This is a genomic window from Ehrlichia japonica, from assembly GCF_000632845.1.
GTDB classification, from domain to species: Bacteria; Pseudomonadota; Alphaproteobacteria; order Rickettsiales; family Anaplasmataceae; genus Ehrlichia; species Ehrlichia japonica.
The window spans coordinates 207157-223974 of sequence record NZ_CP007474.1 but is presented as its reverse complement, the minus strand read 5'-3'; the positions used below and the strand labels follow the sequence as shown (position 1 = coordinate 223974).

At 33.4% G+C, this 16818-nt stretch carries 12 protein-coding genes and 2 rRNA genes; 6 read left to right on the top strand and 8 right to left on the bottom strand.

The genetic code is table 11. The features are described 5' to 3' along the window. Positions 1-420: 420 nt before the first annotated feature. Complete coding sequence (locus EHF_RS00920; RefSeq protein WP_044194130.1) at positions 421-1824, bottom strand: NAD(P)H-dependent flavin oxidoreductase; 1404 nt, start codon at positions 1822-1824, stop codon at positions 421-423. A gap of 632 nt (positions 1825-2456) precedes the next feature. On the opposite strand from EHF_RS00920, the gene EHF_RS00915 reads away from it, so the two are divergent. Continuing rightward, on the top strand, positions 2457-3722 hold the full coding sequence (locus EHF_RS00915) for a M16 family metallopeptidase (RefSeq protein WP_044194128.1): 1266 nt from the start codon (positions 2457-2459) through the stop codon (positions 3720-3722). 152 nt (positions 3723-3874) lie between these two features. On the opposite strand, the gene EHF_RS00910 is transcribed toward EHF_RS00915, so the two are convergent. Further along, a complete protein-coding gene (locus EHF_RS00910) occupies positions 3875-4588 on the bottom strand; it encodes a DsbA family protein (RefSeq protein WP_044194127.1) in 714 nt (237 codons plus the stop codon). Positions 4589-4664: 76 nt separating this feature from the next. After that, positions 4665-5183, bottom strand: coding sequence for a protein-export chaperone SecB (gene secB, locus EHF_RS00905; protein ID WP_044195781.1), 519 nt, complete (start codon positions 5181-5183; stop codon positions 4665-4667). A 120-nt stretch (positions 5184-5303) separates the two neighbouring features. Between secB and EHF_RS00900 the strand changes: the two genes are divergently transcribed. Beyond that, positions 5304-5942, top strand: a complete 639-nt coding sequence (locus tag EHF_RS00900) for a Tim44/TimA family putative adaptor protein (RefSeq protein WP_044194126.1) — start codon at positions 5304-5306, stop codon at positions 5940-5942. 500 nt (positions 5943-6442) lie between these two features. Here the strand turns inward: EHF_RS00900 and EHF_RS00895 are convergent, their stop codons facing one another. The 3 genes from EHF_RS00895 to EHF_RS00885 all read right to left on the bottom strand — a co-directional run bounded on the left by EHF_RS00895 (position 6443) and on the right by EHF_RS00885 (position 9589). Then, positions 6443-7669 (bottom strand): MFS transporter, encoded by a 1227-nt coding sequence (locus EHF_RS00895; protein ID WP_232228957.1) that lies wholly within the window; start codon positions 7667-7669, stop codon positions 6443-6445. 79 nt (positions 7670-7748) lie between these two features. Then, positions 7749-8357: a dTMP kinase gene (gene tmk / locus EHF_RS00890; RefSeq protein WP_044194124.1), complete on the bottom strand. Its 609-nt coding sequence runs from the start codon at positions 8355-8357 to the stop codon at positions 7749-7751. 260 nt (positions 8358-8617) lie between these two features. Continuing rightward, on the bottom strand, positions 8618-9589 hold the full coding sequence (locus tag EHF_RS00885; protein ID WP_044194123.1) for an ACP S-malonyltransferase: 972 nt from the start codon (positions 9587-9589) through the stop codon (positions 8618-8620). A gap of 167 nt (positions 9590-9756) precedes the next feature. On the opposite strand from EHF_RS00885, the gene rpmE reads away from it, so the two are divergent. From rpmE to guaB, 3 genes are all read left to right on the top strand, one after another. After that, complete coding sequence (gene rpmE / locus EHF_RS00880) at positions 9757-9984, top strand: 50S ribosomal protein L31 (RefSeq protein ID WP_044195778.1); 228 nt, start codon at positions 9757-9759, stop codon at positions 9982-9984. A 45-nt stretch (positions 9985-10029) separates the two neighbouring features. Then, a complete protein-coding gene (locus EHF_RS00875; protein ID WP_044194122.1) occupies positions 10030-10821 on the top strand; it encodes an NAD kinase in 792 nt (263 codons plus the stop codon). Positions 10822-10900: 79 nt separating this feature from the next. Beyond that, positions 10901-12358 (top strand): IMP dehydrogenase, encoded by a 1458-nt coding sequence (gene guaB / locus EHF_RS00870; RefSeq protein WP_044194121.1) that lies wholly within the window; start codon positions 10901-10903, stop codon positions 12356-12358. A 343-nt stretch (positions 12359-12701) separates the two neighbouring features. On the opposite strand, the gene rrf is transcribed toward guaB, so the two are convergent. Continuing rightward, a 5S ribosomal RNA gene (gene rrf / locus EHF_RS00865) occupies positions 12702-12817 on the bottom strand. A 71-nt stretch (positions 12818-12888) separates the two neighbouring features. Then, positions 12889-15682, bottom strand: a 23S ribosomal RNA gene (locus EHF_RS00860). A gap of 268 nt (positions 15683-15950) precedes the next feature. Between EHF_RS00860 and EHF_RS00855 the strand changes: the two genes are divergently transcribed. Next, the gene (locus EHF_RS00855; protein WP_044194120.1) at positions 15951-16805 is read left to right on the top strand and encodes an alpha/beta fold hydrolase; all 855 of its coding nucleotides are present in this window, start codon (positions 15951-15953) and stop codon (positions 16803-16805) included. The last annotated feature ends 13 nt before the right edge of the window (positions 16806-16818 follow it).

Genomic DNA, 16818 nt, shown 5'->3' with positions numbered 1-16818 from the left:
TGCTGATAAACATCTACATCACACTTAATATAAAACTACCCTAGCAATGTGGAATATTACCCATCAATATTATTCACATACCTGAGAAAAGATGGATCCTTTATATACAATAAACAATATTAATTAGAAATAGATATGTTTGTAAGATACTCACAACATTTGATAGAACAATGTTAAGTACACTACACATTGTGTAGTGTACTATATGTGTATATACCACTATATATAAAAATTTTATAATTAATTTCTGCCAATAATAAAACTATTGCATTCCCAGTAAACATCTAAATAAAAATATATGTTGATAAATTACACTGAGCATAAAACTGTTCAAACAGTAAAGATTAAAAAAACTACAAAGTATCAAGAGAGGATTTTTATGTGTCGAATAATAAAAAACTATAAACAAAATACTAATTATCAATATCCAGTTAAGATCCTATCAACAAGTTCTTTGACTGTAGGAATATATCCATCTTTATAAAATTCATCTTGTACAAACTTATACGCATTATGACCAGAAAACATAAGCTCATGTTCATGATCAGCCCCAGCAATAATATTTTGTAACGTTTTTTGAATACAAAAACTACGAACATCTGGCTTAATACCAGTATTATAATCTCCGTAATCTTTCCAATTACTAAATTTACAATGGCTTAAACATCCCATACAGTTTATTTGATCTTCTCTAATGCTTCTTGATTTGCTCTGAGTAACAAATATTAAAGTATTATCTGGTGTCTTCAAAGCATCTGTATAACCCATAGCCATCCAAGACTCAGACAACTTCTTATCTTCAGGATGCACATATACCTTTCTACCTCTACCACCAATAAAAAGCTCCGCACTGCATTCTTCAGTCATTTCATTTTCAAATGCAATCTGACGTGCATTACGTTCCTGCAATTCCTTTATAAACTCATTTTCAACTGCAGAAGAATAAAAGCCTGTTGGGCTAAATCTATTCAAAAAAACATCACCAGGTTTTAAAGATACTAATTTTTTCTTCCATCCAGAAGAAATTGGACTCTCTTGAGTTAATAAAGGTCTCGTCCCAAATTGAAATGCTATTGGACCAATTAGATCATTATCTAACCATAATTCCCAATCCTTTAAATGCCAAACACCACCTGCCATGATTAATACAACATCAGATAATCCAACTTCATTCATGTACGCGCGAATCGCTGCAATCCTTTCAAAAGGATCTTGTGGATTATCAGGAGATTCACTATTACTCAGTCCATTATGACCACCAGCTAACCAAGGATCTTCATATACAACTCCACCCAGGAGTTTTTTAGAAAATTTTTTATAAGAACGTTGCCATAAAATTTTAAATGCTCTCATCGAAGAAACAATGGGATAGTAATAAACTTGATATTGGGAAGCTATCTCAGCTAACTTATATGGCATACCAGCACCACAAGTAATACCATGAATTAATCCACGCGCTTTATCAAGCACACCATGAAGTACCCGCTGAACACCTCCCATTTCCCACAGTACATTCATATGTATTCTTCCTAACCCTTTTGATATCTCATGAGCTATCTTAGCTTGACTCACTGCTGCATCAATACTATAGTTTATTAGTTCATTATGACGCTCCAATCTAGTCTTTCCACGATATACTAAAGGAACATGTTCTCCATTATCATCAACTAATCTAGCACATGCCCCAGAAAAAGTACCAACAGCAGAAGCAGCAGCAAAAGCACCTGCAGTTCTACCGTCACTTGCACCTATACCCTTCCCACCTTCTATTATTGGCCACACACTTTTACCGGAAATTAATACTTTCTTAATTTTTTTACGCAAACTAAAACCTTAATCTATTGACAATGTTATACACTTTCTACTATCGCTGAGAAATCTAGCTTATTACTTTTATCATTTTTTTTACAATTTAACAAGCAATATCAATACTATAATAAACTACACAAGTTTTCACTTTTTATGATAAAAATCACAAACAGTTACACAAAATTACTAGATTTCAAATTTTTATTGCAATAATTAAACTAACACAGCATTAATGCAGAACAATACCAGTAAATTTACTATAACCCTATTTGTAATCATTAATACCTTTGTCAACTATTATTATATAAAATTAGTATTTAATAAAAGTAGTATCATATATCTTTGTAATGATTGTTCCCATCTTTTAAAGTTTTTATAAAACAAACAATATAATTGAAAACTACTATTTTTAATCAAATGTTTTCATCATAAATACATTGTTAAAAATTCTAAAAATATTTAGATAATACTTTATGCATCAGCACAGACAATATTCTTAATTACAATTGGGTGATAAAACATTATTATGAAAATTCTTCAGAATCCAGATAAGTCTTAATTCTTAAATATTGATGTTATATCATATATTTGTTGCTGTTATATTATTAACTGTATAAACTTAAGACACTAATTTCTTATTCAAAGTCATGTCACCAAAGATTACACAACTTAACAATAATTTTACTATAATAACTGACACAATGCCTCATGTAGAATCTGTATCTATTAACATTTGGATAAATGTTGGAAGTAGATATGAGAATGAAGCTATCACAGGCATCTCTCATTTTCTAGAACACATGGCTTTCAAAGGCACTAAAACTCGTACTGCTCTCGATATAGCACAGATCTTTGATAATATAGGCGGAAATTTCAATGCACATACAGATAGAGAACACACTGTTTATCATGTAAAAACACTAAAAAGAGACATCAAAATAGCTATAGAAGTTCTTGCAGATATAATACTAAACTCTCAATTTCCTGAGGAAGAAATAGATAAAGAAAAAGGAGTGGTATTACAGGAAATATATCAAACAAACGATTCTCCTACTAGCATAATTTTCGATAAGTATATAGAAGCTGCTTATCCTAACCAAATATTCGGAAAATGCATTTTAGGTACTCCAGAATCAGTAACTAACTTGTCTAAAGCAGACTTACACACTTACATGAGTGAATATTATCATGCCGGAAACATGTTACTATCAGTAGCTGGGAATATTTCACATGAAGAAGTAATTGATTTAGTATCTCAGTACTTCTCTCACATGAAAAAATCAGAACGAAAAACAGCAGATCAATCAATTTACTTGAGTGGAGAATACAGGGAAATAAGGAATTTAGAACAAGTACATCTAGTTATAGGATTCCCTAGTGTTTCATATAAAGATGATCAATTCTATACTATACAAATTCTAGATTCAATATTAGGAAATGGTATGTCATCACGTCTTTTTCAAAAAATTCGCGAACAACTAGGACTAGTCTATACCATATCATCTTTTAACTCGAGCTATAACGATAATGGTATTTTCTCTATATATGCAGCAACTGATAAAGGCAATCTAAGTCAATTACTTGCTACTATAGCTTCTGAAGTAAAAAACATTACCACCAACCTGCAAGAAAATGAGGTAACAAGAGCAAAAGATAAAATAACATCTGAGATACTCATGTCAAGGGAAAGTACTACTGCACGGGCTGAATCCTTGGGATATTATTATTCTCACTATAATCGATACATTTCAAAAGAAGAGTTAATAAAACAAATCTCTACAATTACAGTCACAGACATCCAAAACTGTATTAATAATTTACTAGGAAGTAATAATAAAATAACCTTGGCAGCCATAGGTCAAATTGAAAACCTACCTTCTTATAACGATATAGCTCAAATGTTTTATATATAACAGCATGTGTGCATATTGAAATAAAAAATCTTATATAAAAAATGCCTAATCCTAACACAACAACAAATGTGTTAAACCTTTCAGTTAAAGTAACGATATACAGATCTGTAGAACATCATGTAGGTTAAGAAGTTTTTCAAATTTAAGATTTATCACCTTACCAACGAATAATTTGGATGTAGTATAATCAATTCATCAATCGTCTCAGAAAAGCTTTCAATATCATGAGGTTTATCATACTTCTTCCCATTAATAAAAAACACAGGTGTAGCATTTACCTGTAGTTTCCTATTTGCAACAAATTTCTCTTGAATAATATAATTCATTATATCTTCATCATTAATACATTTATCAAATCTTTCATCACTAACGTTACTAATCTTTGCAATATTAGATAATACCCCTAAATCCTTATAATGAGTCACCAATGCTTCTATGGAACTAAATACCGCTTTGGTATAAGTAAAAAAGCTACTAGCAGTATTATAACATGTTCCTAACATTGCAGCTTTTAATGATATATAATCTAAAGGAAAATTTCTAAAAATGTATAGCACTTTACCTGTTCTAATGTATTTACGCTCCAATTCTGGAAATACATTTAGTGTAAAATGTGCACAATGCATACATGAAAAAGAAGCATATTCTATTATCACAACTGGAGCTTTTGTATTACCTATAAAACGATCACTAGGCAATAAATTTAACAACTCTTGAGCAGTGATATCATCACTTAATTTGACAAGGGTATCAGAATAAAATTTCTGAGAAAGTTCCTGATTATGATTATCAGAACAAAATGCAAAATTAAATAAGAAAGCCACTACAAATAAAAAGAATAGTCCACCTGTTACTAAAACTTTCATAATACAAAAAACCTGTATTAATTTAACTAATTAAAAACTAATTACTACAAGCTGTCTTAACTCACAAATTAAAAATCTACTTTACAAATTCTTGACTGTTATCATTTTGCCTTATTTGAGATTCATACATAGCTTCAAAATCTACAATATTAAGCAACAAAGGAGGAAATCCACCTCTAGAAGTGATATTAAAAATCAACTCCCTAGCAAATGGAAATAGAATAGTTGGAGCAGAAACTAACAACATCTTTTTCATTTCTTCCTGACTTAACTCCTGTATATTACTTACATCATAACCTTCAATACAAAATACACCACAATACTTAACTTCACAAATAAACGCTACTGTAGTACCAACTCGAGCTTCTGCATTAACCTGAAGAATAACTTCATATAACGGCTCCACTTTATTATCCAAAGATTGTTCATTCTCCTGATCTTGTGTTTTTACTGGAAGACTTACAGAACTGACATTAACAGAAATACTAATTTCAGGTGGGGTTTTACTAATCATCAAAAAAATCTGCGGAGAATTCGGATTTTCAAATGAAAGATCCTTAATATATTGACCCTTAACCTTTAACTTACACGACATACCCACAAACTCCCAAGTAATAATAAAAATAATGTAATTAATTATTGATTAACATACACTAAGCTATAATATAATTGAGTACACACAGTATACATTTTTGTCAATAAAAATTAGGATTATATGGTTGAATTAGCAATATATGCATTTTTAGCAGCATTCATCTTTTTCCGTTTGTACAACTCTCTTGGAAAGATGTCAGGATTACAAACAAGTAACACTTCACAAACCATAAGTATAGTCATGGAAGATATACAAGAATATGATGATACTGATATTGATATAGAGTCTGTAATGGAAGCTTGTAGCGAAAATGATAAATCAACAATAAATCACATCAAAAAGAAAGATAAAGAATTTTCGCTAAAACACTTCATGGATGGATCAGTGAAGGCATTTGAAATTATAATAAAGGCTTTTAATGAAGGAAATGTACATATACTGTCTATGTTATTAGATACTAATTTATATAATTCATTCGTGGAAGAGATAGAAAACCGAAAAGCACTGGGGCAACTATATAAGGACATCATTGTATCAATAACATCTCACAAAATAACAAAACTAGATCTTTCAGGAAATACAGCATACATCACAGTAAAATTCATCTCTGAACAAATAAACTTTGTAAAAGACAGTAATGATAACGTTTTACAGGGCAGTACATCCAAAATTAATAAGATTGAGGATACATGGACTTTTAGGAAAGATACAACACTTTCTAATAAAAAGTGGTACCTTAGTGCTATTCAATCTGTGTAATTTCAGTATAGTATACAGTTTATTGAGATTTACAAAAAGTTTCATTAGGATGCATCTATAAAAAATATACCAAAGATTGCTATAATCTTAACAATACATTAGGCTATTATGAATTATATAATAATATGTACAGGACATAAAACAAACAGACAAGTAAAACTAGCTTTATCAATTATGAACTTGAACCTTCACTCATATTTTAAAAATCAAAGCATATTAAGGTTATACATAACTTCTATAGTATATTTAACACTAACATATCAGATTTGCTACAAAGTACAAAGCTAGAACAAACTATCAAAATAGAACCCTGTACTATAAGCGTATACAATTAAGAATCAAATTTTCTTAACTTATAACGCTTTAAATAATAAAAATCTACAACATATTAATAAAATTAACACAGATAAGTTCTATAGATCAAAGCATACAGTCATACATAATTTATATCTATATAGACATATAATTATATATAACTGTAAATCGTATCTGCAGCAATGCTACTTGCTCTCTTCCTTAGAAAAATACTTAAGAGACATAAACCCTATTGCACCTATAAGCAACCCACCAGGAATAAATAACATAGATTTTAACATTAATGCTTTAGTATATACTGGCTCTGAATCTATAACTTTTCCATCCCATAACAAACTTATCACACAAGATACAGCAGTATGGAAAAAATAACCAAAAGCCATAACTATCATGTTATTTACAGCAGTAGCTAATGCAACTACACTATCATTAACATAGCTCAATACTTTACACGTTGCTATGATTTGATACGCTGAAAAGAACCCTATCAAAAAGAACGATATTGTCACAAGCACAACACTTGAACTACTAATGTATAATGTGAAAAAAGGAATCATCATACCAAAAGCAGATATTATAAGTATATTCCAAGCATCAAATGACTTACCCTCTAATATATACGGTAAAGTAAATGCCCCAATGCACACACCAATAAATATTATAGAAGGTAACAAACTAGATGTTTCTTTATCCATATTACCAACTGCTCTTAAAAATGAAGTAACCCATCCATCAGCAAAACCTTCTAAAGGACCTACCATAAAACCTGCAAGTAAGCTAATTATAATAATGTATTTATTAAATACAACCAACTTAACTTTATCACAGAGACTCTCATTACTGTCAAGATTAGCAACCTTATCACAAGGCAACATACATATATATAACAACAACGCCATAACAGCTCCTACAGCAATAAATACTATGAAGAAAGTTTCCCAGCCAAATTCATTCAATAAAGATAAAACTGGTAATCCTCCATACATTGCACCCAATAGTCCTATTATAATAGAAATCCCAGACATCCTGACAAATCGATTACTATAATACATACTAGCAACTTTAAAGAGACCAAGTGCAGATCCAGCTGAACCTATACCTGTTATTATTCTTCCAATCTGGCTAAATAACCACACATCTGATACCAATAACGGTATCAAACCAACACTGGTTAATATTACACAAATTGGTAATACTATTTTAGGTCCATATTTATCCAAAAAGATACCTATCGGTATATGTGCCAACGTATATCCAATATAGTATAAACCAGAAAACTGACCGAATGCCATAGCACTAATTTTAAATTTCTCCATAGACATAGAGCCAATAATATTAGGCATGACTCTCAATATATACTGATACGCATAAAACATTGAGACTAAGAACCATGCTAAAAATTTTCTATTCAAAACATCCCTCATAATTAATTAAAAACCTATTAAATTCTACAAAAATTATAAAAAATAAGGTGTGGATTTTTACACAAATTCATACCATTTGCAATACCTCTATTATTTTCAAGTGTATAAAGTGAATGTTATCAATATTATAAGTGTTACTTTTATCAGTAATCATATGACAACGATGTGGATTCTTCTTGACGATATCATAAAAACTATTCTTGACTCTATAATAAAACTCCAAATCAGCAAATTCATATCCATTTTTACAAGATCTAGACAATGACTCATTAACATCAACATCGATAATGAATGTAATATCAGGATAAACATCAACAACAAGATCATTTAACTGGCTTATCAACCCACAATCAATTCCTTGTCCGTAACCTTGATATGCAATCGTTGAATCAATAAATCTATCACAAATTACTATTTTTTTTTGTATTAAAGAAGGTTTTATTACTTTAGCAAAATGCTCTCTACGCATAGCAATAAAAAACAATAATTCTGACAGGTTATCTAAACCTTGAGCTTGAAATAATAAGTCACGTACTGACTCATTAAATAAAGTACCTCCAGGTTCTCTAGTCAATATAACATTGTTAATACCATATATTTCAGATAAATACTCTGCTAACAAACGAGATTGCGTAGTTTTACCAGAACCATCTATCCCCTCAAAAGTAATAAACATAATAACTAATTACCTTACATTAGACACAAACAACTTTATTATTTTTTACTGAGTAATATAGCAAGAAGAATATCTAAGTACTTACATTCTGATAAAGCAAGTAAATAAACTCGCTTTCCATAAGATTTATGCTGACTATTATCAATAACTATACAACTTCAGTAATATAAAAACTCTCTAGCTAGAATCACTAGCATAGAAAATACAATTAAAAACTATAGAGGAAAAATCACAAAAATAGTCACCAGCATATAATACACTTACGCATCGACAAGACCTGTATTTACCGTAAAATATTGCATTACAGAATCTATGCAACTTGCCGTGTTCACACTGACTGCAGAAACATCTGAGCTAATTCTCTTCACCAAACCTGACAATGTATTACCAGCACCTACTTCAATAAAGTGAGTACCCCCTTGTTTGATAATGTACAAAATACTCTCACGCCAACAAACTCTACTTACCAGTTGTTTAGCTATTAAACTCCTAATTGTGAGACAATCAGTATATTCTCTTGCAGATACATTAGATACAACCTTGACCAACGGCATTTTTATATCTCTAATGCCCTCAACAAACTCCTGTAGCTTCTCACACGCAGAATTCATCAATGATGAATGGAACGGCCCACTAACCTGTAACTTTACAACTTTTTTTATACCAGTATCTTTAATTAGATCTGGCAATTTTTCAAGAGCTGCTTTAACACCACTAACAACAACTTGACCATCACAATTATCATTAGCAATCTCACAAACCCCATACTCTTGAGCCATTTTCACAACATTTTCTACATCATTTAAGTTACCACCTATTAAAGCAGACATTCCTCCATAACCTATAGGCACTGCATCATACATAGCCTGACTCCTTACAAGTAAAAGCTGTGTAACTTCATACAAAGTCAATGCTCCAGATGCACATAACGCTATACATTCACCTACCGAATGTCCTGTCATATACTTCACATTCTCAAATAAATGTATTGGCTTGCCTAGAATATACTCTATAGCACGCAATGTTGCGATAGAAGCAACCATCAATGCTAACTGTGCATTATCTGTTGAAGTTAAATTTTCGATAGGACCTTCAAACATTATTTTAGATAATTTTTTATTCAATATATCATCCACTTCATGAAAAACATATCGAGCAACAGCAAAGTTATCGTATATATTTTTCCCCATAGATACAAACTGAGACCCTTGACCAGGGAACATAAAAATCATCGCACATGCCCTCAATTGCCCACTAGCGTTTATGATATACTGTTACAACAAATTAGTCAAAAGAATTTACATAGATCACTAAAAGCCCTTAATATAATTGACAAATGACATATATAAATGCTACAAGAGTAAACTTATATATTGCAAAATTTGAAAAGGTTCACAGAATGAAAAAAGGGATACATCCAGAGACCTATGATATATTAACCATATTTAGTAATGGAGAAGAAAGAAAAATGAAGTCCACTCTGGGAAAAAAAAATGAATTAATAAAAATTCACTTAGAAAGTGATTGCTTTAATCATCCAGCATGGAATCCAAATCTAAGAACTGTTAGCAAAAAAAACAGTAGGGCTGCAAAATTTATGAGCAAATTTGGTGACTTAGATTTATAAGTTTTTATGTACTATGTTATATAATATTCTTTATTCGAGTTGCACATGAGTAAATATCAGAACATTGGGTACGTTTTTACTGATGCTTTTGATAAGAGCGTAGCTATTACATTAGAAAAGCAGTATGGCCTTATAGATATTAAAAAGAATAAAGATGCGGTTATTGATTTGCTTGTAGTAATAGGTGGTGACGGACTTATACTCCATAGTTTACACAATTACATCATTAATAAAGATAATAATGTGCCTGTTTACGGAATAAACTACGGTACCGTTGGGTTTTTATTAAATCAATATTCAGAGTATAACCTTATAGATCGTATCAACCAAGCAGTTCCAACTCAACTAACAGTATTAAACATGGTTGCTACCGATACTGATAAAAAACAGCATAATGCAATTGCTATAAATGAGGTATCTATATTTCGCAGTACTCACCAAGCTACAAATTTACAGATAAAAATTAATAGTAAATTAGTAATGGAAAAGCTAGTATCCGATGGTGTTTTAGTTGCAACACCAGCTGGTAGTACAGCTTACAATTTTTCTGCAGGTGGATCCATATTACCCTTAAACTCTAATGTTTTATCATTAACTGCAATCAACTCATTCAGACCTAGAAGATGGCGAGGAGCAATACTAACAAACTCTACTATAATAGAAATAGACGTCATTAATCCTAAAATACGCTCTGTAGCAGCAGTTGCTGATTATACAGAGTTCCGAAATATTGCAAACATAAAAATAAAGAAAGATAGTGACGTTACTGTTACGTTATTATTTGATAAAGAACATAATTTGGAAGAACGAATTACTAATGAGCAATTCTCCGCTTAAAGAGATTATATTTAGCAATACTATTGCATGAATACCCAAAAATTCATATACTTTATAAGCAGTCTTTTATGGAAAAAAAGTGGAACTTTCTTATGCTTTCGATGACATACTAATCATTCCATCAGCATCCGATGTATTACCTTCAGAAACAGATGTTACAACTTATATTACAGACAAAATAAAGTTAAGAATTCCCATTATCTCTGCAGCAATGGATACAGTCACAGAGGCAAAATTAGCTATAGCATTGGCACAACATGGTGGTATTGGTTGCATACATAAAAATTTACCTATAGATATACAGTTACTTGAAGTCAGAAAAGTCAAAAAGTATGAAAGTTGGATAGTATATAATCCCATTGCAGTATCCCCTGATGATAGCCTAGCAGTAGCACTCTCGATAATGCAAGAATATAGTTACTCAGGAATACCTGTAGTAACAGATACAGAACATGGAAAACTTTTAGTAGGAATACTAACAAATCGTGATGTAAGATTTGTCGAAAATAAAGACTGTAAAGTATCTGATATAATGACTAAAGATCATTTGATCACAGTTCCAGAAGGAATAGAGCGATCAGAGGCAATAAAATTATTACATCAGTATAGAAAAGAGAGACTCATAGTAGTAGACAATAATTATTGTTGTGTTGGTCTTATTACAGTCAAAGATATAGAAAAATTTAATCAATTTCCAAATTCCTGCAAAGACAGCGGCGCAAGACTACGAGTTGCAGCTGCAGTAGGCACAGGAATAAAAGATGGAATAGAAAGAGCTGAAGCACTAATCGCAGAAGATGCCGACATAATAATTGTAGATACCGCCCATGGGCATTCTGAAAAGGTCTTAACAACAGTTAAAGAAATCAAAGCTTTATTTCCTCATTCTCAAGTAATTGGAGGAAATATTGCAACAGCAGAAGGAGCTCAAGCATTAATTGAAGCAGGAGTTGATGCTGTTAAAGTAGGTATAGGACCAGGGTCAATTTGTACAACAAGGATTGTAACTGGGGTAGGCGTACCACAATTTTCAGCTATTTTAAATGTTGTAAATGCATGTAAAAACAAAAAAATCAAAGTTATTGCAGATGGAGGGATAAAATACTCTGGAGATATAGCAAAATCCATAGCAGCAGGAGCAGATGTTGTAATGATAGGTTCCATTTTTGCTGGCACAGATGAAAGCCCAGGAGAAATTATAATATACAATGGACGAGCATACAAATCATATAGAGGCATGGGATCAGTCGGAGCAATGAAGCGTGGATCTGCTAGTCGCTATTTCCAGGAAAATAATCATAAATTTATTCCAGAGGGAATTGAAGGAAGAGTTCCTCTGAAAGGACCAGTTGCAGGAGTGATACACCAATTAGTAGGTGGACTAAGGTCTGCAATGGGGTACACAGGCAATAGGAATATAAGTGAAATGAAAAAAAACTGTAAGTTTACTAATATCACATCAGCAGGATTACGTGAAAGTCATGTTCATGATGTAATAATTACTAGAGAAGCATCAAATTATGACCCTATTTCTTAAAATAATAATACTTTTACTTATTACTATTGTCCTCTAAATTATATAAACAAAAACACTAATAAAAGATGTATCCTCCTGCAATACAGATGAAATTCCCAACTGTATTGAAAAAATTCCTCAAAAAAAGTTCTGATTGGATATTTCTAGCAATAACACTATTTACAAATAAGATTGATAACTTATAGTATTAACCTATTTTTCCATATTTTAATACAAGGTATCATTAACTAATTAAGCAAAGCTAATACTTTTAATAGAAAAACAGACCATATAACGTTGCAATAAAAAGCTATAAGAAGATTCTTTAAGCTGAATGACATTTAGGGAATTTATAGCTTAATAAGGGTGGCAGTGACTTACTCTCCCGTGTCTTAAGACAAAGTACCATCAGCGCTAGAAGGCTTAACTTCCAGGTTCGAAATGTAGGCTGGGTGTACCACTTCCGCTATTACCACCAACCCAATTAAACTATAAATCCCAAGTAAGCAAAAAGATGAGCTTGCAGTTTTAACACTGCATATATTTACAAAATAAGTAAATCAATCGGGCTATTAGTACTGGTTAGCTACATATGTTACCATACTTACACACCCAGCCTATCAACGTGATAGTCTCTCACGGCCCTAATGGGGAAATCTAATCTTAAGGAAGGTTTCTTACTTAGATGCTTTCAGTAATTATCCTATCCATACTTAGCTACCCAGCGATGCTGTTGGCACAACAACTGGTACACCAGAGGTATGTCCAACTCGGTCCTCTCGTACTAGAGTCAGATCCTCTCAAATTTCCAAACGCCCACGGAAGATAGAAACCGAACTGTCTCACGACGTTCTAAACCCAACTCACGTATCACTTTAATCGGCGAACAGCCGAACCCTTGGGACCTACTTCAGCCCCAGGATGTGATGAGTCGACATCGAGGTGCCAAACGGTGTCGTCGATATGAACTCTTAGACACCATAAGCCTGTTATCCCCGGCGTACCTTTTATCCGTTGAGCGATGACCCTTCCATACGGAATCACCGGATCACTATGACCGACTTTCGTCTCTGCTCGGTCTGTCGACCTCACAGTCAGGCAAGCTTATGCCATTGTACTATAAAAGCTGATTTCTGACCAGCTCTAGCTTACCATCGCACGCCTCCGTTACTCTTTAGGAGGCGACCGCCCCAGTCAAACTACCCACCATACAATGTCCTAACCCCAGATTTTATGGGGCATAGTTAGATATCAAAAATGTAAAGAGTGGTATCTCAAAGTCAACTCCACTAAAGCTGGCGCCTTAGCTTCAAAGTTTCCCACTTATTCTGCACATTAAATTCCTAACATCAATGTAAAGCTATAGTAAAGGTGCACGGGGTCTCTTCGTCTACCCGCGGGTACCCCGCATCAGCACGGGGAATTCAATTTCGCTGAGTCGATGTTGGAGACAGTGGGGAAATCGTTACGCCATTCGTGCGGGTCGGAACTTACCCGACAAGGAATTTCGCTACCTTAGGACCGTCAGTTTTACGGCCGCCGTTTACTGGGGCTTCGAATTGGAGCTTGCACCCCTCATGTTAACCTTCCAGCACCGGGCAGGCGTCAGACCCTATACTTCCACTTACGTGTTTGCAGAGTCCTGTGTTTTTAGTAAACAGTCGCTACCCCCTATTCTGTGCCACCTACATATGGTTGCCCACATATAGGCCACCCTTCTCCCTAAGTTACAGGTGTAATTTGCCGAGTTCCTTCAACATCGTTCTCTCAATCGCCTTAGTATACTCTACCTACCTACCAGTGTCGGTTTACGGTACGGACTTATAAATTTAAGCGCTATTTCCTGGGATCTCTTTAAAGCATAAGCCAATCCAATAAGGCTTACACTAACACAAAATCCGTCACGCTTAAAAGGTTCAGGAATATTAACCTGATTTCCATCGACTACTCCTTTACGGCCTCGCCTTAGGATCCGACTAACCCTGCGCAGATTGACTTAACACAGGAAACCTTAGGTTTTCGGCGAGAGTGGCTTTCACACTCTTTTACGCTACTCATGTCAGCATTCTCACTTTTGATACCTCCAGCAATCCTCACGGATCACCTTCACAGGCTTACAAAACGCTCCGCTACCAGACTTAATTTACATTAAGAATTCGCGTCTTCGGTATATGGCTTGAGCCCCGTTACATCTTCGGCGCAAGAAAACTTATTTAGACAAGTGAGCTGTTACGCTTTCTTTAAAGGATGGCTGCTTCTAAGCCAACCTACTAGCTGTATTGGTTTTCTCACTTCCTTCCACACTTAGCCACAATTTCGGGACCTTAGACGGCGATCTGGGCTGTTTCCCTTTCCACCACGGACTTAGCACCCATAGTGTGTCTGCTGTATAACTACTTATTGGTATTCGGAGTTTAATTGGATTTGGTAAGAGGATGAGTCTCCCTAGTCCATTCAGTGCTCTACCCCCAAAAGTATATAGTACAACGCTCTACCTCAATAGATTTCGCGGAGAACCAGCTATTTCCAAGTTTGATTGGCCTTTCACCCCTAACCACAACTCATCCAATACTATTGCAACAGTAACAGGTTCGGTCCTCCAATGTATTTTACTACACCTTCAACCTGGCCATGGTTAGATCACTTGGTTTCGGGTCTAATCCATTAAACTAAACGCCCTATTCAGACTCGCTTTCGCTGTGCCTACACCTAACGGCTTAAGCTTGCTTAATAGATTAACTCGCTGACCCATTATGCAAAAGGTACGCTGTCACCCTAATAAATACATATTAAAATTGCTTCCAAAATGTAAATATAAGGCTCCAACTGGTTGTAAGCATTCGATTTCAGGATCTATTTCACTCCCCTCCCGGGGTTCTTTTCACCTTTCCCTCACGGTACTTGTTCACTATCGGTCGTTAAGGAGTACTTAGGCTTGGAGGATGGTCCCCCCATATTCAAACAGGATTTCACGTGTCCCGCCCTACTCAAGGATTTATAACCTTTTTACTTATACTGGGCTATCACCATCTATGGCTACTCTTTCCAAAGTATTCTAATTTTTAACTATAAATCACTGGCCTGGTCCGCGTTCGCTCGTCACTACTAACGGAGTCTCTTTTGATTTCCTTTCCTCTAGCTACTGAGATATTTCAGTTCACCAGGTTTGCCTTGCATACCTATGTATTCAGTATGCAATAACCAATAAATTGGTTGGGTTTCCCCATTCAGAAATCTGCGGATCAAAATTCGTTTGACAATTCCCCGCAGCTTATCGCAGCCTACCACGTCTTTCATCGCCTCTCAACACCAAGGCATCCATCAAATGCTCTTTATCATTTACTCATTTGCTATATATGCAGTATTAAAACTGCACTTATTAATTTATACTCTTAGCTAATTGAATTGATTGATGATTAATATCACCAATCTTACCATTTAATTAATTCTTTTTGCTTACTTGTCAAACAACAAAGATACATTACGTATCTCATGAGATATAATTTTTAACGATATATGAATTCTATGTCAATACTTATTTTTTATTATTTGAATCTTATTTTAATAATGAATATTATCACTCAATATAAATCCATAATCTATATGCTATATCATGCTGCCCTATACACTAAACATAAGCAATCTTCAAGAAAAATTTACAATGTATTATCACTATTTCAATAGTGTTAGTAATAATTATCTAATTTGTGTTCATGGTATAACAAGAAATTCTCGGGATTTTGATTACTTAGCAAATAACTTATCATCTGATTATAAAATAATATGTCCAGATATTGTAGGAAGAGGAAAAAGTTCATGGTTAGAAGATCATAAATTGTATAATTATTCAACCTACTGCAAGAGCATAATATACTTACTAAGACATTTAAAAATTGATAAAGTAGACTTTTTAGGCACTTCAATGGGTGGAATAATAGGTATGTATTTAGCTGCATATTTTCCTGATTTAATTAATAAACTCATTATTAATGATATTGGACCAGCTATCACAGTATCAGCTTTAAACAAAATTTCTAAACACATAAATATTAACCCCATATTTAACACAATTACTGAAGCAGAAGTATATATAAAAAAGCTATTATGCAATTTCGGAATAGAGCAAGAAGATCACTGGCAACATATTATTAAGCATAGTATTATACAAAATTCAAACAACACTTACTCACTAACAGCAGATCCTAAAATAGGCATAGCCTTTGATGAAGAAATTAACAATATAAAAGACACTGATACATGGACTATATGGGATGTATGGGAAAAAATACAGAGCAGGATATTAGTAATACGTGGAGGTTTATCAAATATTTTAATGCAAACTACACTAAATAAAATGATGCTTTCAAAACAATATATTGATTCTATAGAATATCCTAACATAGGTCATGCCCCAGCACTCATGGATAATTACCAGATACAAGACATAAAAAATTGGTTGTTAAGCTAACTTATAAATAACA